This is a genomic window from Galbibacter marinus (genome assembly GCF_000300875.1).
Classification (GTDB): domain Bacteria; phylum Bacteroidota; class Bacteroidia; order Flavobacteriales; family Flavobacteriaceae; genus Galbibacter; species Galbibacter marinus.
This window is the reverse complement of the sequence record NZ_AMSG01000013.1, coordinates 48,538-70,979: the sequence shown is the minus strand read 5'-3', so window position 1 is coordinate 70,979 and position 22,442 is coordinate 48,538. Positions and strand designations below refer to the sequence as shown.

Sequence of the window (22,442 nt, the reverse complement as noted above, 5' to 3'; positions counted from 1 at the left end):
TCGTGATAATATATACCGGTCTAAAATTCTCAAAGTCTAGTTGCTAATAATGTAATATCCTAATGCCTCGTATTTGTCTTTGTCAAAGATGAACATTGAATCTGGGAGGGGTTCATTGGTTTTTAAATTACTTACCGTTATGGTAGTTTTAGTGCCATTGGCCCCCACTTCAATAAGATTGTAAATGTGTTTTGTATTGGCATCTATTCCCAAAAGTATTTCTTTGGTTTGTGAATTGCTATCAATGGGTGATAATTTAACATACTGTATCTGTCTTCCATTGACATTTTGAAGTATATCCATTTGATAATTGTAACCGTTGGTATAGAATGTAAGCATAGCAGAAGGGGTAATAGCATCCTCTTCGTTGTCTTGGTTGGATTCTATAACTACTTCTTCATTTTCAGGAATAATGGTATAAGTTTTCGAGCCGTCAAATATTTTGGTAGCTCCCAAATAATTAAAGACATATTTTTCACCCTTTAGAGTCACATCACCCTTAGTTTCTTGATGGATGTTTTCTTTGCTATTATCTAATGCATATTTAAATGCAATATAGATGTTGTCATAACTTTTTACCTTATTATAAACTTGATCCAATAGCGCTTTAGCTTTAGGGTCATTTTGAGCATTGATGTTAAAACTCATGCAAATAAGGGTAAAAACAAAAACTAATTTTTTCATATTATTTTTTTAATTTCTTTATTCGTTACTCAACAGTGCATCCAAGGCGACCATATCAGGTACGAGTACCTGTCTTGCTTTGCTTCCTTCAAAGGGACCTACAATTCCTGCTGCTTCTAATTGATCAATTATTCTACCCGCTCTATTATATCCAAGTTTTAACTTTCGCTGTAATAGTGATGCGGATCCTTGTTGAGCAATTACGATAACCTCTGCTGCCTCTCTAAATAAAGCATCTCTTTCAGATATATCAATATCAACTCCTGTGCCAGACTCTTCTCCTACGTACTCTGGAAGCTCGTAAGCTTTAGGATAAGCTCTTTGACTACCGATAAAATCAGTGATTTTCTCAACCTCAGGTGTATCGACAAATGCGCATTGAAGCCTTGTCAGGTCGTTCCCTTGTGTATATAACATGTCACCTCGTCCAATCAATTGATCTGCACCGGGAGAATCTAAAATGGTTCTTGAATCTATTTTAGAGGTAACTCTAAAGGCAACTCTTGCAGGGAAGTTTGCTTTAATGATCCCTGTAATGACATTTACCGATGGACGCTGGGTAGCAATTATTAGATGGATTCCAATTGCTCTAGCTAACTGTGCTAGCCTTGCAATAGGAGTTTCAACTTCTTTTCCAGCGGTCATAATTAAGTCTGCAAATTCATCAATAACTAAAACAATATACGGCAAGAATTCATGACCATCATTTGGGTTTAATTTCCGAGCTTTGAATTTGGTGTTGTATTCTTTAATATTTCTCACCATGGCATTTTTTAAACGCTCATAGCGGTTGTCCATTTCAATACACAAAGAGTTTAAGGTGTTAATAACCTTGGTGTTGTCGGTTATAATAGCTTCTTCACTATCTGGTAGTTTGGCCAGATAATGACGTTCAATTTTATTAAATAGCGTCAGCTCCACCTTTTTAGGATCTACTAGAACAAATTTTACCTCTGCAGGATGTTTTTTATACAATAAGGAAGTTAAAATTGCATTCAGACCAACAGACTTTCCTTGTCCAGTTGCACCAGCCATAAGTAAGTGTGGCATTTTTGCTAAGTCAACTACAAATGTTTCATTACTAATGTTTTTTCCAAATGCGATTGGAAGCTCCATTTCAGCATTCTGAAATTTCTTGGAGGCAATGACAGATCGCATCGATACTATAGTAGCATTCTTATTTGGAACCTCAATACCGATGGTTCCTCTTCCTGGTATAGGAGCGATAATTCTAATTCCTAAAGCTGCAAGTGATAAGGCAATATCATCCTCCAGGTTTTTAATTTTAGAAATTCTAACTCCTGCAGCAGGAACAATTTCATATAAGGTTACTGTTGGTCCTATGGTTGCCTTAATCTGAGAAATTTCAATTTTGTAGTTCTTAAGAGTGTCTACAATTTTGTTTTTATTTTCTTCGAGTTCTTCTTGATTGATAGTGATGCTTCCAGCCCCGTAATCGTTAAGTAATTCTAGGGTAGGGAAGGTGTATTTACTCAGTGCTAACTTAGGATCAAATTCCCCAAAGTCCTTTACAAGTCGATCAGAAAGATTGTCGACTTCTTCTTTTTCTTCTTCTGTTTTCTCAACCTCTATTTGTATTCCATGATCCTGCTGATCCTTATCCTCAGAATGGATAATAGGAGCAGGTGGCTGTGTGGTATTAGAAGCAGTTGTATTAGCAGAGTCCTGCTCAGTAGAGAGTTTAACTTCAAATGAATTTTCTATAGCAATATCGTTTTGCTCATCTTTTGTTACAGCCTTTGGAGCTGGCTCGCTCTGTGGCGAAACGGAAGGTTCATGCTGATCAGCAACTGGGTTTGCTTCAGCTTTTGTTTTATTTGAAGCAAAAGCAGCTTTAAATTCTTTTTGAGTACTTTGAAAGAGAGATTGTATTTTCTCAGGAGTTACTCCTAAGCGACTTACCAGGTAGATAACAAGTACAAAAAACAAAAGCAGGCCAATTCCTATTTTGCCAATGTAAGCTCTTAAGAAATCGTTCATTTCAAAGCCAATTACTCCGCCTAAAATAGGCGCTGTTTCGGCAAAAAAACCAAAAAATATTGCAAGCCAAATACTAGAGAGTATACCCCAGAACCATCTGTTGTTTAATTTTTTAAGTGGAAGTCCGACAAATAAAAATAAACCTGTTTGAAAGATGAGGATTGGGAAAATAAAAGCAGCCACACCGAAGCCTTTACGGATAAAAAAGTCGCTCACAGAGGCGCCAAATTTATTCAACCAATTTTCGGCCTCTACTTGTTTGTTCCAAAATTCTTTTAAAAGACTTTGATCCTGTTGCCAGGTAGAAAAGTAAGATATAAAAGCAATGACAAAAGCGACACTGAGCAGCATTAAGAGAGTCCCAAAAATAATTTTTTGTTGATTGGAAATCTGAAATTTAGGGCGTGTTCTAGCGGAAGTTGTATTGTTTTTTTTATTTTTTTTTCTGGCCATTGGCATTGCTCTGTTTAACGCAAAAGTACTAATTACAAACGTACTGTTTCTATTTATATTTTTAAAATATTTTCGGAAAGTAAATTATAGCGCCAATTACCATGGCTACAATGGCTACAATAAATACAGCCCCAGCTGAGATGTCCTTAATTCGTCCGATGTGTTGGTCGTAATCAGGGTGTATAAAATCTGCCATTTCTTCTATAGCCGTGTTAACTCCTTCAATACCCATAATAAGGGCTATGGTAAGCAGCTGAATCGCCCACTCTGTGCCTGAGATTTCAAAGTAGAATCCAGCTATTATGGTTAGGATGGCAATTACAGTCTGAGTTTGTATACTTGCCTCCTTTTTAAAAAGCAGATACGCCCCTTTAAAGGCGTATCCTATGCTTTTTATTCTGTTGATTATAAATATTTTCAATCCTTTAATGCCTCTAAGGCCGCTTTATAGTTAGGTTCTTCTGTGGTCTCAGAAACTTGTTCTGTGTAAAGTAGGTTTTGATTCTCATCCACCACCACAACAGCTCGGCTTAATAAGCCTTCAAGTGGTCCGTCGACGAATTCTACTCCATAGTCTTTTCCAAACTTTTGATCTCTAAAATCAGAAAGTGAAATGACGTTATTTAGACCCTCTGCACCACAAAATCGAGCTTGTGCAAATGGAAGGTCTCTTGAGATACACAACACTTTAGTGTTCTCCAGAGTAGAGGCCTCTTGATTAAACTTTCTTACACTTGCAGCACACGTGCCTGTGTCCACACTTGGGAAGATATTAAGGATTACTTTAGATCCCTTATAATCATCAAGAGATACCGAGGAAAGTTCACCATTAACGAGATTGAAACTAGGTGCTTTACTTCCAACTTCTGGTAAGCTACTTAGTGTATTTACCTTAGTTCCTTTTAATGTAATTGTACTCATTTTTATAATTTATATTAATGATCCTGTTTTAATACCGATGCAGCTTGATCGGCTAGGTTGGTGTGTTACAAACTAACCTAGAGGTTAAAGATAACAAATAATTAAAGGATTTAAAACACAAAAGGCTACCAAAATGGTAGCCTTTTATGACTTTTTCATAGCAATTTCATCCTAGAATTGTGATCTACTTATCGATTGAGCCTAAAACCCTTTTCATAAAAGCATTTATCGCATCCTTTTGGCTTAATCCTTCCTCCTTCATTAGCTTTTGAACTTCAAGAGCTCCATACATGTTTGAGATTAATTCTCCTATAACATCAAGCTCTTCATCCTTTAGTGAAGAAACTTCGGTAATTGCTTCAAGTGTTTCGATGGCTTCATTTACGTAATCCTCATCATTGGATTCTATAAAGCCTGATAATTGTTTAATTATGGGTAGCTTCATCAATAAAAGATTTTAATACATCCGTTTTATTGGTCTGAATCTGACTTAAAACTTCACCTTTCTTAAAGGCTGCAAAGGTAGGTAAGTTATCTACGTTAGCTAGCTTTCTAGATTCTGGATACTTTTCAGCATCTACAATCACAAAGGTTGCGTTTTCATTTTCTTGAGCGAATTTTTTAAATTTTGGCTTCATGATACGGCAATTCCCGCACCATCCTGCTGAGTACTGGACCAATACAGTGTCATTCTCAGCTACCAAATCCGATAAATTGTCTTTGTCTAATTCTACTATCATCATGAATATTTTTTAGTTTGCACTTAAATAAGCAGCAACACCTTTTCTGTCAGCGTTCATAGCTTCTTTACCTTCCTCCCAGTTAGCAGGACAAACCTCTCCATTCTTTTGAACGTGCGTGTAAGCGTCAATTAAGCGAATAAACTCACTTACATTTCTACCTACAGGCATATGGTTCACACTCTCGTGGAATACAGTTCCTTCTTCATCGATCAAAAATGTAGCTCTGTAAGTTACATTGTCTCCCTCATATACATAAGAGTCTGTCTCTTCGTTATAAGTTTCAGAAGAAAGATCTAAAATACGAAGCATGTTTGCTAGGTTTCTATTTGAATCAGCCAATAGGGGATATGTTACACCTTCGATTCCTCCATTGTCTTTGTCTGTGTTTAACCAAGCAAAGTGTACTTCAGCAGTGTCGCAAGAAGCACCGATAACAATAGTATTTCTTTTGTCAAATTCGCCTAGTGCAGCTTGAAATGCGTGTAATTCAGTTGGACAAACAAAAGTAAAATCTTTTGGATACCAGAAAAGGATAACTTTTTTGTTGTTTTTAACTGCTTCTTCCAAAACGTTAATTTTGAAAGTGTCTCCCATTTCATTCATCGCATCTACTGCAATACTTGGAAATTTTTTACCTACTAATGCCATAATTATAATAGTTTAAATTTGTTCGTTTTACTTTACAGCAAAGTTACGATTAAAAAGGAGCTATTTCTCTCTTTAAAATCGTATAAATTTATTCATTAATAGGATTTATTAATCGCTCCAAAGAAGTAGGGGTTTCTTTGTGTAAAAAATAATTTTATGAATGTAGAATTGTTGATTTATCAGGTTTGTAGCTTAGAAATTGAGAATTACTTTTTCTGAGTTAATTGTTTAATTTTAATTTGGAACGCTGCGAAGAGTAAAGTTGTAAAAGGGCTCAGGTAATTGAAGAAAGCATAACCGATATAAGCTGTGGTATCCACGCCCAGAACACTACTTTGATAAGCACCACATGTATTCCATGGAACCAATACAGAAGTGACTGTTCCAGCGTCTTCTAATGTTCTACTTAGGTTCTCAGGAGCAAGGTTTTTTTCTTTGTAAGCTTGTGCATACATTTTCCCAGGGACTACGATTGCCAAATATTGATCTGAAGCGGTAACATTTAACGCTAAACAACTGGCTACTGTACTGGCGAAAAGGCCAAATATAGAATCAAAAGCATTCAGGAGTGTTTTACTAATTTTCGATAATGCACCTATAGCATCCATGATACCACCAAAGACCATTGCACAAATAATAAGCCAAATGGTTCCAAGCATTCCATACATACCACCAGAGGTAAACAATCCATTTAGAATTTCATTGGAAGTGGTGATTTTTGTTTCCACGGTGATGGAATTCATTACTCCTTGATATGCAGTTATAAGATTTAAATCTTTGGATTGAGTTAGTCCCATTACTACCTCTGGTTGAAAAATAAGCGCGAATACGGCGGCTAGTAGCGTACCTAAAAGGAGTGCCATAAGAGGAGGGGCTTTCTTTAAGATTAAAATAATAACAACCAGAGGGATTATAAAAAGCCATGGTGTAATTACGAATGATTCTTCAATTGCCGATAATAGGGATTCAGTATCAGGTATGGTTGCGGTGTCCAGGTTTAGTCCAATAATGGTAAATATAATTAAGGTCACCACCATTGTCGGTACTGTGGTAAGAGACATGTATCGAATATGAGTAAACAAATCTGTTCCAGCCATTGCAGGAGCTAGGTTTGTAGTATCACTTAAGGGGGACATTTTATCTCCAAAATATGCGCCAGAGATTACAGCACCTGCTGTCATTCCAGGGGAAATACCCAGCGCTCCTCCTATGCCTACAAGTGCAATACCGACAGTTGCTGAAGTAGTCCAGCTGCTTCCAGTGGCCACCGATATAACTGCACAAATAATCATACAAGCTGCAAGAAAGTACGATGGACTTAAGATTTGAAGTCCATAATAAATCATTGCAGGAATCACACCACTAATAAGCCAAGTTCCAGCAAGAGCTCCAACAAATAAGAGTATTAAAATGGCTCCTGAAGTTGACTTGATGTTATTGGCAACTTCCTCTAACATTCGATCAAAGCTAACCTTATTAAAAATGCCCACTATTGCGGCAATAGCTCCACCTATAAGTAGTATAAATTGGTTCGAGCCTCCCAAGGAATCATCCCCATAAACAAATACATTAAAGGCAAGTAGTGCCACTAGAATAATCACTGGAAGTAATGCTTCCCAGATAGAGAGCTCTTTATTCTGAATAATCTTTTCGTCTTTCATTAATTAGGCGGTACTTTAGTAGAATAAATAAGCGGAAAAATACAAAGATTTTATAGAATTCGAACCAAGAGAATTAAGATTTAAATTTATTCTTGGAGATCTGAAGGTTTTCTTTATCCTCATTGTAGTGGTAACTATCTCGATTTAAATATAGTAGTAGAGGCTGTGGTTGATCTATATGTTTTTTAATTTAACCCTCAACTTTGATAGAATACCACAACCTCATTTAGTTATTAACACTTAATTGAGTTATTTGATAGAAAAGTGTATTATAGGATTTCTAACTTTTTCATGCAGTCCATCATAAGTTCACATGTTCTATTGATGTCATTATCTATTCCAATGGAGAATCGGATAAGACCATCACTAAGTCCCATTTCTCGTTGTTCTTCTTCAGGAATTTCAGAGGAGGTAGAACTTCCAGATGCGCTAAATAATGTTTTGTAAAACCCTAAACTTACCGCTAGGTATCCTAGGTTTTCTTTTTGCATCATTTCCATAAGTTCATTGGCTTTTTCCAAGCTGCCAACATCTAAGGTGAGTAATCCACCAAAACCGTATTCTGAATTCATCTGTTTTTTGAATTTCTCGTGACCCGGGTGCGAGGGTAATCCTGGGTAAACTACTTTTAATCCAGCTTTTTCGAAGTTTTCAGCAAGGTAGAGGGCGTTTTCACTATGCTTTTTAATTCTTATGTGAAGTGTTCTTAGGTTTTTTAGGATGGAGGACGCTCTTATGCTGTCAAGAGTACTTCCTAATAGCATACCTGCGCCTTGATTTACATCCTTTAAGCTCAAGCAAAAATCTTTACTTGCACACACCACACCACCTACTGCGTCACTACTTCCGTTGATGAATTTAGTAAGGCTGTGAATTACAATATCCGCACCCAATACCGCGGGAGTGATGCTAAGTGGTGAGAAGGTGTTATCGACAACTAGTGGAAGGTCATATTTCTTTGCCAATTTGGATAGAGCTGCTATATCTGAGACTTCCAACAAGGGATTACTCAGAGTTTCACAGTAGATCATTTTAGTTTTCTTTGTGATGCTCTGTTCAACAGCATTAAGGTCTGTACTGTCGACAAAACTGCACTTAATATTGAATTTGGGTAAGAAATTCTTCATAAAAGCATACGTGCCACCATAGATGGTCCTACTTGAGACGATATGATCACCTGCATTACAAAGTTGAAATATTGTGGCCGTAATAGCACCCATTCCACTAGCGGTTACATTGGCTGTTTCCGTGTTTTCCATAGCTGCTAAAGCCTCACCTAAATATAGGTTTGATGGGGAGGAATGTCTACTGTAAAGATAACATCCCTCGGTATTGCCTTCGAAGGTGTCAAACATTGTTTTTGCAGAAAGGAACGTATAAGTAGAAGAATCTGAAATAGAAGGATTGACACCTCCAAATTCTCCGAAATACTGTAAATCTTGAATATTATTTGCTGGTTTAAACTTCATGTTTTATTACTTTTTATTCTATAAAGTACTAAATTTTAAGTTTATTTATCAATACGATTTTGAATTATTAGATTAATGATCTATATAATTTTATATATTAGTATATAGTTCTAAATATGTTCAGTTTTAATTTTAAAAATAGAATATGAGTCAGATCGTTAAACTTGACCCGATTGACAAAAGGTTACTAGAGTTACTTCAAAGCGATGCAAAGCAGACAACTAAGGTGTTAGCGCTTAAGTTAAATTTGTCTAAAACTGCTGTATACGAACGTATTAAAAAATTGGAAAAGCAAAAGGTTATACAAAAGTATACGGCCTTGCTTGATCGTCATAAAACGAACATGGCCTTTGTGGTGTTTTGTCATGTGAGGTTAACCAAACATATAAAGGAGCAACTTGTGGACTTTGAAAAACAAGTCGTTCAGCTTCAAGAAGTGCTAGAATGCTATCACGTAAGTGGTGATTATGATTATATGTTGAAAATTAATGTCCCTGATATGGAGGCCTACAGAGAATTTATGACCTCAAAGTTAACAACCTTAAGCCATATTGGGAGTACACATAGTGTGTTTATGATTGAAGAGGTGAAAAATACTACCGATTTAAAGCTTTAGTTTAAATCTGATTAACTAGGGCGAAAGTATGACAAGCTACTATAGCTGCTGTCTCTGTTCTTAGTCTTGAGTCACCAAGACTTACTGCTTTAAAATCATTCGCCAAAGCAGTGATTATTTCTGAAGGGGAAAAGTCGCCTTCTGGACCAATAAGTATTAGCGCACTTTGTTGTTTTTCTATAGCCTGTTGCAAAGTCTGCTTTTGTTGGTCTTCACAGTGAGCGATAAAGAGTTGCTCATTTACAGCCTGCTTTGAAACACTACCTATCAGATCGCTAAAGGATTGTGGAGGGTGCAGCACAGGGAGATATGGATTTAGAGACTGTTTAGCGGCCGATTGAATGATTTTCTCATAACGCTCTAATTTGACCACTTTTCGTTCAGAATGATCACAGATTATAGGAGTGATTTCATCAATGCCAATTTCTGTTGCTTTTTCTAAAAACCATTCAAAACGATCATTCATTTTAGTGGGAGCAACGGCCATATGAAGGCGATAACGCCTAGGATTTTTAAAAGTTGAACTCAATAGTTGAACACTGCATTGTTTTGCATCCGATGCCAAAATTTTCGCCTCAAATATCCAGCCCTTACCATTGGTAATATGAAGACTGTCTCCAATGGTTTTGCGAAGGACTTTATGTATATGACGACTTTCTTCTTTATCAAATTGATATTCTTTGGAGGTTTCAACTAAATCGGGTGCGTAAAACAATTGCATATGGTCAAATTTTAAATAAGATTATTGGCTTAGTTCTTTTTCTTTATCTAGTATTTTAAGATAACGAAAACCGGGCCTTTGCTGCTACACTTTGGTCTGTGAAGGATTTATCCAAATACTTATAATAGCCTACAATGCCAATCATTGCTGCATTGTCTGTAGTATATTCAAATTTTGGAACATAGGTTGTCCAGCCATATTTTTTTTCTCCTTGCTTTAAGACTTCTCGAATACCTGAATTTGCTGAGACTCCACCGCCAATGGCAATTTGCTTAATACCTGTGCTTTTGGAGGCTTTTTTAAGTTTGTCCATTAGAATGATTATAATGGTATACTGAATGGAGGCGCAAATATCTTCAAGATTCTCTTCAACGAAATTTGGTTGAATTTTAGTTTGTTTCTGTACAAAATAAAGCACAGCGGTCTTTAGTCCGCTAAAACTAAAATTAAGATCCTGTACCTTAGGTTTTGGAAAAATGAAAGCTTTTGGATTACCTTGTTTTGCAAGCTTGTCTACTAAAGGACCGCCAGGATAGGGGAGTCCAAGAATCTTAGCTGACTTATCAAATGCTTCACCAACGGCATCATCAAGGGTTTCTCCTATGATTTGCATATCAAAAAAATTGTTGACTTTCACAATTTGGGTATGCCCACCACTAATAGTTAAGGCAATAAAAGGAAACTCTGGTTTTGGGGTGTCTTTCTCTTTTATAAAATGTGCTAAAATGTGAGCCTGCATGTGGTTAACCTCAATTAGCGGAATGTCTAGAGCAAGGGATAACGATTTTGCAAAAGAGGTTCCCACTAATAAAGAGCCCATTAATCCAGGTCCTCGGGTAAAAGCTATTGCGGATAATTGTTTTTTATCGATATTTGCCTTGCTTAAGGCTTGATGAACTACAGGTACAATATTTTGTTGGTGTGCTCTAGAGGCAAGTTCGGGAACGACTCCTCCGTATTGTTCGTGAATTTTCTGATTCGCAACAACATTGCTCAATACCTGGTCGTTTAAAAGAACAGCCGCGGATGTATCATCACATGAAGATTCTATAGCAATTATATAAACATCTTGGGTATTCATATATCTTTGAAATAAAAAATTGGAGTAACAAAGGTAAAACATAAAAGACTATCAAAAAACTAAGGAAAATATTAATTCGAACGCTCCTTACATTGTTGCTTATACTAGTTTTGGTAAGTTTTTTTCTGTCCCTACCTGTGGTTCAAACTCATCTTGCTAAACGTGCCACAAATTTCTTAAACCAAACCTATAGTACCAATATTAATATTGATGAAATTCATTTTATTCCTTTTTGGGGTGATGTAAGTATAAAAGGTGTTTATGTTGAGGACTATAAAAAAGATACCTTAATCTACATTAACAAACTTAATACTTCGATTGTAAATGTTAGAGAGTTGGTCTCAGGAGATCTAGAATTTGGAGCTATATCTGTAGACCGTTTGTTGTTCAATATGAAGACCTATAAGGGTGAAACGAATACCAATTTAGATGTCTTTGTAGAAAAACTTGATGAAGGGGAAGGGAATCCTGAAAATCCATTTTTGATGACATCTACTCATATCAGCGTAAGAGATAGTGAGTATAGACTCATTGATCAGAATAATGAAAACCCAGTTATTTTAGGCTTAGAGAACTTAAATATAGAATCCGACGATTTTTTAATTCTAGGTCCGGATGTGAGTTTAAATGTTCGAGATTTAAAATTCACCTCTAAAAAGGGCGTGATTGTTAATCATCTTCAGAGCGAGTTTTCTTACACTAAGTCTCAGATGCGTTTGGATAGTTTGCATATTCAAACTCCAGGATCAAACATTCAAGGTCAGGCTGTTTTTGATTACCAGCCTGGAGATTTTCAAGACTTTTTAAACAAGGTTAAAATAAGTGGTAAGTTCAGAGAATCTACGGTGGCTTTGGATGAAATCAATTTGTATTTTGACGAATTTGGAAAAGATAAACAGGTAGAATTATCCACGGATTTCACGGGTTATCTGAATCGTTTGGAAATGGATAATCTTTATATGACTTCCGGTAATACACTAATTGATGGTGATTTTGTTTTTAACAATATGTTTGAGCAAGACAAGGAATTTAGCATTGATGTGCATGCCAGAAACGTTTCCTCAAACTATCATCAGCTTATTGGTTTATTACCTGGTATTCTGGGAAAAGCACTACCAAATTCCTTCGATCGCTTTGGGCAACTTTCAATATTTGGAAATATGCGAATTACTGAGGAATCGGTATATGCCAAAGTGAATTTAATCTCGGATATTGGGAAAGGATATTCTGACCTTACTTTATCAAACATAAATCAATCCGAAGATGCCGCCTATAAAGGGATTTTATCATTACAAGATTTTGATTTGGGGGCATTTTTAGAGAATGACCTATTAGGTAAAACGGATTTAGATATTAGTGTAGATGGTTTTGGATTCGAGCAAGAAACACTCAATACGGAAGTCATTGGTGAATTATATTCGATTGTTTACAATGGATATGAATATAATGGGATCAAGGTTTCTGGTGTTGTAAAGGATCAACTTTTCGACGGTTCAATTACCTCAGTGGATGAAAATTTTGATATTAACTTTAAGGGATTGGCTGATTTATCGGGAGCTACTAATGAGTTTAAATTTGTAGCCTCTGTGCGCAATGTTGATCTGAATAAACTGAATTTCGTCAGCCGTGATAGTATCTCTGTTTTTAAAGGAAATATTACCGCAGATATGTCTGGAAATTCTTTGTACGAACTTGCAGGGGAGATGAATTTCCGAAGAACAAATTACACCAATCAAAACGACAGTTATTATTTTGACGATTTTACCATTACCTCGGAATTTATTGATCAAGAACATATTATAGCAATTAATTCTCCCGATATTATCACAGGCTCTCTGCGTGGTAAATACCACATTAGAGAACTAGGAAACATTATTAAAAACTCCATTGGAAGTATTTATACCAACTATAATCCAGAGCCTGTAACACCAGGGCAATATGTGGATTTTGATTTTAAAATTTACAATAAAATTGTCGGAGTATTTTTTCCACAGCTTGAATTTGGAAGTAATACCTCAATTAGTGGTTCTGTGGATGCAGATCAGGAGGATTTTAAATTGAATTTTACCTCACCAAAAATAAGTGCCTCTGGTAATGAATTTGATCAGATTCAAATAGAAATAGATAATAAAAATCCACTCTATAATACCTTTGTTGAGGTCAGTGAAATAGAATCTAATATTTATGATGTCAGTGATTTTAGACTCATTAATACTAAGATTGACGACACACTATTTTTTAGAACCGAATTCAAAGGGGGGGAACAGTTTAATGACATTTACAACCTTAACTTTTATCATACATTTAATGAGAAGCAAGAATCTGTTATTGGTCTAAAACGATCTAGGCTCGGTTTTAAAGGGCGTGACTGGATTATTAATGCCAATAATAATACCGATAATAAGGTGAGTTTCAGCAGGTCCCTTGATACGGTGAATATAAGTCAAGTGGTGATGAACTACAACGAGGAACAAATTCGACTTGAAGGAATGCTCATTGATAGTACTTATAAAGATGTTGATCTTGAATTTGAAAATGTAACCTTAGATAAAATCCTTCCAGATATTGACAGCTTAAAGTTAGAAGGAAAGGTGGATGGTTATCTTAATGTGTTGCAACGCAATAAAATTTACACGCCTTCTTCCAATGTGAAAATATCTGATTTTGCGGTGAATGACTTAGATATGGGGAATTTATTTTTGTCCATTTTAGGGAATCAAGACCTTACGCATTTCGGAGTGAATGCTAAGATAGTAGAGGACTCCAAAGAAACCCTAAATATATTAGGGGACATTAATGCCGATACTAATGGGACTATTGTAGATCTCAAGGGTCAACTAGATAATCTGAACTTGGAAATTCTCAGTCCTTTAGGCGCGGACGTTATTTCTGATATAAGAGGATTTGCTTCGGGTGACTTTAGGTTAACGGGAGAACTTGGAAACCCTGAGATGAGTGGAGCTTTACAAATCCAAGACGGAGGATTAAACATTCCCTACTTAAATGTGGACATGAATATGCCTAAACTTGCAGAGGTAAGACTAGAAGGTAGGTCTTTTGTATTGGAAGATCTCACCTTTACCGACACACAATATCATACTAGGATGAATCTAAGCGGGTCGGTGACCTATGATCGCTTTAAAGATTGGTATTTGGATCTATATATGGATACCAAAGGCGAACGATTCTTAGTTTTAAACACCAAATCTTCCCCTGATGAACTATATTATGGTACTGGTTTTATCAGCGGTACAGCACAACTTTATGGTCTGACAAGTGAGATTCTAAATATAGATGTAAACGCGCGGACTGAAAAAGGAACGAGCTTTGTAATTCCTCTTAGTGATGTCACCGAGATCGGAGACACTTCCTTTATAAATTTTATTGATAAGAATGAGACGGATGCTGAAGCAGCGAAACGTAAAGTAGCTGATGTTCAAGGAATCGAAATGCAATTTGATTTGGATGTTACTCCACAAGCAGAAATCGAAATTGTGGTCGATCCAAAGACTAGGAGTACACTTAAAGGTACTGGAGCAGGGAATTTGCTTATTGAAATAAATACCAATGGCAAATTTAATATGTATGGTGACTTTATTACCTATACAGGGGAATTTTTGTTTAAATACGGTGGATTTATCAATAAGCGCTTTGTAGTGCAGCCTGGGGGAACCATTAATTGGGAAGGTGACCCTGTTGATGATGCTGATATGAATATTGCTGCTAAATACTCCCTCTATGCCAATCCAGGTATTCTAATGGATAATGCTCAAATTACTAGAAAAATTGCCACAGATGTGACCATACGACTTGAAGGACAATTAATGCAGCCTACTTTGGATTATGAGATCACCTTTCCTAATACAAATGCAGTGGTTACCTCAGAACTTCAGTATCACTTGGACGATAATGCAAAGCGAGAGTTGCAGGCATTCTCACTGCTTTCACAAGGGGTTTTTCTGGATGAGTTAAGTATTAATCAAACGGCGGTAACCGGGAACCTTGTGCAAACTGCCTCTAGCTTGTTTAATCAAGTGCTAAATGCTGGAGAAGGAAAATTTGATGTTGGTGTTTCATATGAAATAGGAGAACGCAACCCTGAATTAGATTATGTTTCTGAGGATCGTCTTGGTGTAACGGTTTCTACACAAATCAGCGAACGCGTTCTGATTAACGGAAAAATCGGTGTCCCTGTTGGAGGAGTAACTGAAACTGTAGTGGCAGGAGATGTGGAAATTCAGATTCTTTTGAATGATGATGGAAGTCTTATTGCGAGAATTTTCAATAGAGAAAGTGAGATTCAACAATTTTTTGCTCAACAGCAAGGTTATACCCAAGGTGTTGGCTTATCTTATCAAGTTGAATTTGATACCTTCCGTGAGCTTGTTAAACGTATTCTAGAGGGAAAAACCGAAAGTTATTCCAATGGAATTGGATTAGGTGAGCCCGAGGAAGAAGAACAAGAACAACAAGAGGAATCAATGGGTAATGGTTTGGTGAATTTCCAAACCAAAAAATCAAAACAGCAGGAGTGATCTATCAGTGATTCACAGTTTTAAAAGTGTGTATTTTATCCTAAGAAAGTATTATTTACACCTCAGAAAGTCAGGGGAAACAATGCAGAAATCTCCTAATTTGGAAGTTATTCTTTAAAATATATCATGGTATTTGTTAATAATTTACTAACGAAAACGATTGAATCGTTTAATAATTGATTTTTAATGAAATCTATACAATAAAATTGAAAATTCTTTGGTAGTTTTACGTACCAAAATAATACAATTTAATGTCTACAAACATCAAGAAAATAGGAGTATTGACCTCCGGTGGTGATGCACCGGGAATGAATGCAGCGATTCGAGCAGTAGCAAGGACTTGTGCGTATCACCAAATTGAGTGTGTTGGTATCTATAGAGGATATCAAGGCCTTATTGAAGGTGATTTCGAAGATCTTAGCGCTAGAAGTGTTCGTAATATCATTAACAGAGGGGGGACTTTCTTAAAATCGGCTCGTTCACAGGAGTTTAAAACTAAAGAAGGCCGTGCAAAAGCCCATGAACAATTGATAAAGAATCAAATCGATGCGTTAGTTCTTATTGGGGGTGATGGAACCTTTACAGGTGGAATGCTCTTTAATGAGGAGTATAACTTCCCAATTATAGGTATTCCTGGTACTATAGATAATGATATTGACGGAACCATGTATACTCTTGGATACGATACGGCATTAAATACCGTAGTGGACGCAATTGATAGAATTCGCGATACAGCTAGTTCTCACGACCGATTGTTCTTTATAGAAGTTATGGGAAGAGATTGCGGACATATTGCTTTAAATGCAGGTCTTGGTGCTGGTGCAGAGGAGATTCTTATCCCTGAGGCTAATCGAGGTTTAGAGCAATTATTGGAGTCCCTTGAACGCAGTAGAAATACAGGAAAATCTTCCAGTATTGTGGTAGTTGCTGAAGGTGATAAGACCGGTAAAAGCGTATTTCAGCTTGCAGAGTATGTGGAGGAGAATTTACCCAATTATGATATTCGAGTTTCTGTACTTGGACATATGCAACGAGGTGGAGCGCCAACTTGCTTCGACCGTGTGCTTGCCAGTAGAATGGGAGTGAAAGCGGTTGAATCCCTTATGGAAGGTAAATCAAATTACATGGTTGGTATGATTAAAGATGAGATTGTAATTACTCCGATCGTAGATGCTATAAAAGGAAAGTCATCTGTGGATTCGGATTTGATGAGAGTCTGTGAAATCATGTCTACATAAAAAATAATAAAATAGAAAATTAATTAAAACTTAGAATAAAATGTCAACAGTTAAAATTGGAATAAACGGATTTGGACGTATAGGAAGATTGGTCTTTAGAGCAACTTTGAAAAGATCAAATGTAGAAGTAGTTGCGATCAATGATTTATTGGATGTAGAGCATTTAGCTTACCTTTTGGAATACGATTCAGTTCACGGAAGATTTGATGGAACTATTGAAGTAAAAGACGGAAACCTTGTTGTAGATGGTAAGACTGTTAGAATTACCGCTGAAAGAGATCCTAAAAACTTGAAATGGGATGAAGTTGATGCAGATATCGTAGCTGAGTGTACTGGAATTTTTACCACTTTGGATACTGCACAGTATCACTTGGATGCCGGTGCTAAAAAAGTAGTTATTTCTGCACCTTCTAAAGATGCTCCAATGTTTGTAATGGGAGTTAACCACAAAGATGTTAAGGCTTCAGATAAGATTGTATCAAATGCGTCTTGTACTACAAACTGTTTAGCGCCACTTGCAAAGGTACTCAATGATAACTTTGGTATTGAAGAAGCGCTAATGACTACTGTTCACGCTACCACAGCTACTCAATTAACAGTAGATGGACCTTCAAGAAAAGATTACAGAGGTGGACGTAGTGCACTTTTAAATATTATACCAGCTTCTACTGGTGCGGCTAAAGCGGTTACTAAGGTAATTCCTTCGCTAGAAGGTAAACTTACTGGTATGGCTTTTAGGGTTCCAACTGCTGATGTTTCTGTAGTTGACTTAACTGTTCGTTTGGAAAAAGAGACTTCTTACGAGGAGATCAAAAAAGCGATGAAAGACGCCTCTGAAAACGAATTAAAAGGAATCTTAGGTTATACTGATGAGGCTGTTGTGTCTCAAGATTTTGTTGGAGAAACTGATACTAGTGTTTTTGATGCTGGTGCTGGAATCGAATTGAATTCTAAATTCTTTAAAGTCGTTTCTTGGTATGATAACGAAACTGGATACTCCAACAAATTGGTAGATCTAGCTACGTATATTACTGCATTATAATTCAGTTAAGCACTGCAATTGCACTGCTTTAATTGTACTAAATAATAAACTAAACTAATTTGTGTTTCACCTTTACGGGGAGTAATTTAAGGAATGCTAACGCCTTAAATTATTCCTTGGTGATATACTACTTTCTATTTTATATTTAGATTAAGCACTTAAGCTAGCTAATAACTCAGAACAAGTATGATTTTAATCGTAGATAGTGGGGCGACTAAAGCCGATTGGATTGCTTTGGATGAACATGGGAATAAGCTTTTTGTTACCAAGACCTTAGGATTGAGTCCTGAAGTGTTGACCAAGGAAATTATTCGAGAGCGTTTGACCAATAATTTCGAACTTTACAAGCACCGAAAAGAGGTTACTCAATTGTTTTTTTACGGCGCAGGTTGTGGAACTGAACGGATGCGTAAATTTTTAGGAGATATTTTTAAGGAGTATTTCACCAGCGCACGAATAAAAGTAAAGGAAGATACCTATGCGGCCATTTATGCCACTGTAGACCCAGATCAACAAGCGATCGTTTGTATTTTAGGTACGGGATCTAACTGTAGTTATTGGGACGGTAAAGAACTTTTCCAAAAAGTAACCTCCCTAGGGTATATCCTAATGGATGACTGTAGTGGAAATTACTTTGGACGTCAACTCCTAAGAGATTATTATTATCATAAAATCCCTGAAAAGCTAGCAAGTAAGTTTAGCGATGAATACGATTTAGATGAGGATAGTATTAAAAATAGCCTTTATAAGGAGCCAAACCCAAATACCTATTTGGCAACTTTTGCGCGGTTTTTAATCCAAAATAAAGATGAAGAGTACAGCCAAGTACTAATTAGAAAAGGGATGCAATTGTTTATAGACAATGCAATCTCTCAATACGAACAAGCTAAGGAGGTTCCAATTCACTTTATAGGAAGTATTGCCTATTACTTACAAGATGAATTACAACAGGTCTTTAAAGACAATGGGTTAAATCTTGGAAAAGTGCTTCGGCGTCCTATTGATGGATTGGTTGATTACCACAAATCAATATTATTTGATGATGAATAAGTAACCAATCTAACTTTGTTATCTATTCTTAGTTTTAAAATATATGGCCTTTGAGAATTCTTAAATTTTCAAAGGTTTTTTTGTTTTTACATTTGGCTATAAGTATAAAGGGGTTGCAACCAATACTTTAAAAAAAACCACTGTAAAAAAGAATCACAGTGGTTTGAATTTTAATTCACTGAAAATCAAGTAATTAAATCTCCTTTTGTTGGAATAGACTTTGATTCCAGCTACGATCCAGCCCAGTGAGTCCTACCCTTATAAGTTGGGTGTTTGAATTGGGATCAGTAAGCGGGATTTTTATACTCAAATCATTCTTGGTTAATATTTTATAATCCCATGGTTTGCCCCGATATTGAAAGTAAAACACATAGTGGTGGATGTCTTGGGCATCTTTGGGTTTCCATTGAACTTTAGCTACGGTGTCAATCTTAGTTACTTGAAATTCTGGCTGTTCTGGGGGTGAATTATCGAGCCATGGACTGGCTGGAATCAAGCTTTTTTTATTATATGGGCCTTTTCGAATCTTACTTGAAAGAGAGTCGTATTTCATTAACGGGCCTATGCTCCAATGTACGGTTCCTTTACTTTTAGGAAGCATTCCACGGGTAATCATGATCTGACCTATGGTTTCTTGTGCGTTTAATTCGTCTCCTCCGTAATCAATACGAATTCCTGGCCATAAATGTCTTTGTTGAGTGTTTTGACTTTTCCACCAACCTAGGAGCTCTGGAAAACTTTGTCCTATTTTACCTGTTTTCCAATAGAGTTGTGGAGTGAAATAATCGACCCATCCCTTATTGAGCCATAATTTAGCATCTGCATAGAGCTTGTCGTACTGGTTAAAGCCAACGACAGATTCTGGATATCCAGGTTTCCAGATTCCAAAAGGACTAATCCCTAATTTGACATAGGGTTTTTCTGTTTTAATAAGCTGATATACACGCTGGATAAAATCATTGACATGGCCCCGTCGCCAATCACCGCGATTCATTTTTCCTCCAGTATTTAGGTATTCATTCCAGCTTTTTTGATCTGGAAAATCTTTATTATCATTATATGATTCATAAGGATAGAAATAATCATCGAAATGAATACCATCTAAATTATAGCGTTTCACTAAATCTTCTACTACTGCTAAAGAATGCTTTTTAGTTTCTTCTAAAGCGGGATCCATCCACCACATTCCATTGGCAAGTTCTACCACTAGTTCCGGATGCTTTCTTACTATAGATGTTTCTTTTAGAGCTTTTGCCGAAGAATGATGCGCGCGGTAAGGATTGAGCCATGCATGTAATTCAAGCCCGCGTTTATGTGCCTCTTCTACCCAAAACTCTAAAGGATCATACCAAGGAGAAGGGGCGATGCCTTGTTGTCCAGTTAAATAGTAGGACCACGGTTCCAGTTCACTTTGATATAAGGCATCACATTGAGGACGTACCTGTAATACCACTGCATTGTAGTTTTGAGTCGATAGATATTCTAGTAATTCCAAGGCTTCTTGTTTTTGCTCAGCAGTTGAAAGACCTGGCTTACTAGGCCAACTAATATTGGCTACCGTGGCAATCCATGCCGCCCTGAATTCTTCCAAAACATAAGGGGCTTTTGGATCCCAAACATCACTAGGGTTAGAAACAACGTAAGTTCCGTCATTTTGGTTGGAATTTACTATTGGTGAGGTTGATTTACAACCTGCCGCAAAGCAAATAAATAACAATAGAGGGAAGAGTCCTTTTATGTGATTCCTTATCATGAAATATTTGTTAGAATTATATGTCTAAAGTTTTGGTGAAGGTAAAAAGTTCCTCGGTTTTTGCCCAAGGAACTTTTCAAATTAATTGGTTGGTTGATTTATCTTACCATCCAGGGTTCTGGGTTAATTCAACCCCATGATCACTATAGAGCTTAATTTGATCTAAAGGGATGGGGTAGAGGTATACTTTTGGATCATCAAATGTTCTCCATGATTCAGGTGCATAGGCAGGTATGATGTAACCAGTGGTTCCTTCTGTAAGGCGGATGCTTTCAAGTTCAGTATCTGGGTAATCAGCTTTGTCTATCCAAGCACCCAGATTAATCTCAGTATTAGTAGTCATATCCGTATAGGCTAATTTTTTCCACCTTCTTAAATCATCCAATCGAAACCCTTCCATCATAAGTTCTATTCTACGTTCTCTACGTATTTCCCATAGAATTGGAGTCACATCTGGATCTCGGTTTGGGTCTTCATATACACTGCCATCTACCGCTGCAGCATCCCCTGAAACCTCTAAATGAGGAATTCCCACACCTGGACGATCGCGAAGTACATTGATACTTTTATCGAGATCACTTTGGGTGAATGCTGGACCACCAACCGAGGCAAGTTCTTTAGAGGCTTCAGCATAATTCATTAGAACCTCTCCATAACGTATCACAGGAGCATCCGTTGGGTTTAGGTTGGAACTTCCAATTGGGTCATCTTTAATTTCTTCGTTTAAAAATTTATGTACAGCAAATCCTGTGGTAGAATAGTTACTTTCAATTCCATTGAGTCGTAAGGTATTCGGTACGAAGGTTTCGTACATTCTTGGATCTCTTCCCTGCATAACGGCATCAATACCATGATCTCCTTGATAATTTGGCGATAATGATACGGGCAAACCATCATCCATCAAATAGGACTCAATGGCATCCTTTGATGCTCCTGTTTGTGCTTCCATATTGTTGTAGCTGTTTAAAGCATGAGTAAGAACCCCTTCTTCGTATTCTCTATATAGGATGACTTCAGGATTATCGGAAAGGCTTAAGGAATTAAAGACCGCTCTGTAGTTGGCTAGTTCATACTCCCCACTACTTATGATTTGATCGGCTGCCCATTTCGCTGCTTCTAAGTATTCTGCAGCTTTAGAATTGTTTTGCTCGTGATATTTTTGCCAAGTTCCTTCAAATAGAAATACTCTTGACATGAAAGCTAGAACGATCGATTTATTAACCTCTAAACCAGGTGATTCTACATCTTCACGTACATTTTCTGCAGCGAATCTAAAGTCTTCCAATACCTTATCCATAACAATAGCCCTATCTTCTCTTGGCTTATAGAGCTCCTGGTTTTCTACCTCCGATAGTTCGTGGTCATAATAAGGGACATCCCCAAAGCGATTCACTAAATCGTGATATTCTAACGCGCGGAAGAATCGCCCAATACCTGTCCAATGATCAATAGCTTCTTGTTCCATGGGGACTTCTTGAACCCTATTGATAAATATATTTGCTTTGCGTACCCAAGAAAATGTCCATCCTCCGCCACTTGTGGGTACTTGTTGTGTAAACATGGGAGGGTTTGATGGTGCAAAATCATCGTTTAAGGACTGTCCTGAAAAGTAATCTCCCCAAGTGTACCCTGAGCCATAACCAGTGAAGTAAGCGCTATAGAAGCCAAAAGCGAAAGTGCGAACATTCCCTTCGTTAGTCCAATAGGTCTCATCCACGAGTTGATCTTGTGGCGGTACTTCAAGAAAATCTTTCTCACAGCCAGTAAACGATGTCAAGAAAAATAGTGATATAAATATTTTATTTATGGTTTTCATGTTTTATTGA

Annotated in this window: 18 protein-coding genes; 5 read left to right on the top strand and 13 right to left on the bottom strand. The window is 36.8% G+C overall.

The features are described from left to right. Window positions 1-36: 36 nt before the first annotated feature. The 9 genes from I215_RS10230 to I215_RS10190 all read right to left on the bottom strand — a co-directional run bounded on the left by I215_RS10230 (window position 37) and on the right by I215_RS10190 (window position 8,580). Window positions 37-684, bottom strand: coding sequence for a LolA family protein (locus tag I215_RS10230; protein ID WP_008991886.1), 648 nt, complete (start codon window positions 682-684; stop codon window positions 37-39). An 18-nt stretch (window positions 685-702) separates the two neighbouring features. Then, window positions 703-3,144 carry a DNA translocase FtsK gene (locus I215_RS10225; RefSeq protein WP_008991885.1) on the bottom strand — a complete coding sequence of 814 codons (2,442 nt, stop codon included), beginning with the start codon at window positions 3,142-3,144 and terminating at the stop codon, window positions 703-705. Between the two features lie 55 nt (window positions 3,145-3,199). Continuing rightward, complete coding sequence (locus I215_RS10220) at window positions 3,200-3,559, bottom strand: diacylglycerol kinase (RefSeq protein WP_008991884.1); 360 nt, start codon at window positions 3,557-3,559, stop codon at window positions 3,200-3,202. Then, complete coding sequence (gene tpx, locus I215_RS10215) at window positions 3,556-4,059, bottom strand: thiol peroxidase (protein WP_008991883.1); 504 nt, start codon at window positions 4,057-4,059, stop codon at window positions 3,556-3,558. Before tpx ends, I215_RS10220 begins: the two co-directional genes overlap by 4 nt. Window positions 4,060-4,243: 184 nt before the next feature. Continuing rightward, window positions 4,244-4,504, bottom strand: coding sequence for a DUF6952 family protein (locus I215_RS10210; protein ID WP_008991882.1), 261 nt, complete (start codon window positions 4,502-4,504; stop codon window positions 4,244-4,246). Then, the gene (locus I215_RS10205; RefSeq protein ID WP_008991881.1) at window positions 4,485-4,799 is read right to left on the bottom strand and encodes a thioredoxin family protein; all 315 of its coding nucleotides are present in this window, start codon (window positions 4,797-4,799) and stop codon (window positions 4,485-4,487) included. Before I215_RS10205 ends, I215_RS10210 begins: the two co-directional genes overlap by 20 nt. A 12-nt stretch (window positions 4,800-4,811) precedes the next feature. Next, window positions 4,812-5,450 carry a peroxiredoxin gene (locus I215_RS10200; RefSeq protein WP_008991880.1) on the bottom strand — a complete coding sequence of 213 codons (639 nt, stop codon included), beginning with the start codon at window positions 5,448-5,450 and terminating at the stop codon, window positions 4,812-4,814. Between the two features lie 206 nt (window positions 5,451-5,656). After that, window positions 5,657-7,111 carry a Na+/H+ antiporter NhaC gene (gene nhaC, locus I215_RS10195; protein ID WP_008991879.1) on the bottom strand — a complete coding sequence of 485 codons (1,455 nt, stop codon included), beginning with the start codon at window positions 7,109-7,111 and terminating at the stop codon, window positions 5,657-5,659. Window positions 7,112-7,380: 269 nt separating this feature from the next. Next, the gene (locus I215_RS10190; protein ID WP_008991878.1) at window positions 7,381-8,580 is read right to left on the bottom strand and encodes an aminotransferase class I/II-fold pyridoxal phosphate-dependent enzyme; all 1,200 of its coding nucleotides are present in this window, start codon (window positions 8,578-8,580) and stop codon (window positions 7,381-7,383) included. Window positions 8,581-8,725: 145 nt separating this feature from the next. On the opposite strand from I215_RS10190, the gene I215_RS10185 reads away from it, so the two are divergent. Further along, the gene (locus I215_RS10185; RefSeq protein ID WP_008991877.1) at window positions 8,726-9,196 is read left to right on the top strand and encodes an Lrp/AsnC family transcriptional regulator; all 471 of its coding nucleotides are present in this window, start codon (window positions 8,726-8,728) and stop codon (window positions 9,194-9,196) included. A 1-nt stretch (window position 9,197) separates the two neighbouring features. Here I215_RS10185 and I215_RS10180 read toward each other — a convergent pair whose 3' ends face one another. Continuing rightward, window positions 9,198-9,917, bottom strand: coding sequence for a 16S rRNA (uracil(1498)-N(3))-methyltransferase (locus I215_RS10180; RefSeq protein WP_008991876.1), 720 nt, complete (start codon window positions 9,915-9,917; stop codon window positions 9,198-9,200). Between the two features lie 55 nt (window positions 9,918-9,972). Further along, window positions 9,973-10,998 (bottom strand): tRNA (adenosine(37)-N6)-threonylcarbamoyltransferase complex transferase subunit TsaD, encoded by a 1,026-nt coding sequence (gene tsaD / locus I215_RS10175; RefSeq protein WP_008991875.1) that lies wholly within the window; start codon window positions 10,996-10,998, stop codon window positions 9,973-9,975. Window positions 10,999-11,093: 95 nt separating this feature from the next. On the opposite strand from tsaD, the gene I215_RS10170 reads away from it, so the two are divergent. The 4 genes from I215_RS10170 (at window position 11,094) to I215_RS10155 (ending at window position 18,863) form a co-directional block, all read left to right on the top strand. After that, the gene (locus I215_RS10170) at window positions 11,094-15,533 is read left to right on the top strand and encodes a translocation/assembly module TamB domain-containing protein (protein WP_237738952.1); all 4,440 of its coding nucleotides are present in this window, start codon (window positions 11,094-11,096) and stop codon (window positions 15,531-15,533) included. A 251-nt stretch (window positions 15,534-15,784) separates the two neighbouring features. Then, window positions 15,785-16,771 carry a 6-phosphofructokinase gene (gene pfkA, locus I215_RS10165; protein WP_008991873.1) on the top strand — a complete coding sequence of 329 codons (987 nt, stop codon included), beginning with the start codon at window positions 15,785-15,787 and terminating at the stop codon, window positions 16,769-16,771. A 40-nt stretch (window positions 16,772-16,811) separates the two neighbouring features. Next, entirely contained in the window at window positions 16,812-17,813 is a 1,002-nt protein-coding gene (gene gap / locus I215_RS10160; protein WP_008991872.1) for a type I glyceraldehyde-3-phosphate dehydrogenase, read from the top strand. Between the two features lie 186 nt (window positions 17,814-17,999). Beyond that, on the top strand, window positions 18,000-18,863 hold the full coding sequence (locus I215_RS10155) for a hypothetical protein (protein WP_008991871.1): 864 nt from the start codon (window positions 18,000-18,002) through the stop codon (window positions 18,861-18,863). A 193-nt stretch (window positions 18,864-19,056) separates the two neighbouring features. Here I215_RS10155 and I215_RS10150 read toward each other — a convergent pair whose 3' ends face one another. Together I215_RS10150 and I215_RS10145 are read right to left on the bottom strand one after the other, a co-directional pair. Then, window positions 19,057-20,616, bottom strand: coding sequence for a glycoside hydrolase family 10 protein (locus tag I215_RS10150; protein ID WP_008991870.1), 1,560 nt, complete (start codon window positions 20,614-20,616; stop codon window positions 19,057-19,059). 103 nt (window positions 20,617-20,719) lie between these two features. Then, window positions 20,720-22,432: a RagB/SusD family nutrient uptake outer membrane protein gene (locus tag I215_RS10145; protein ID WP_008991869.1), complete on the bottom strand. Its 1,713-nt coding sequence runs from the start codon at window positions 22,430-22,432 to the stop codon at window positions 20,720-20,722. Window positions 22,433-22,442 lie beyond the last annotated feature (10 nt).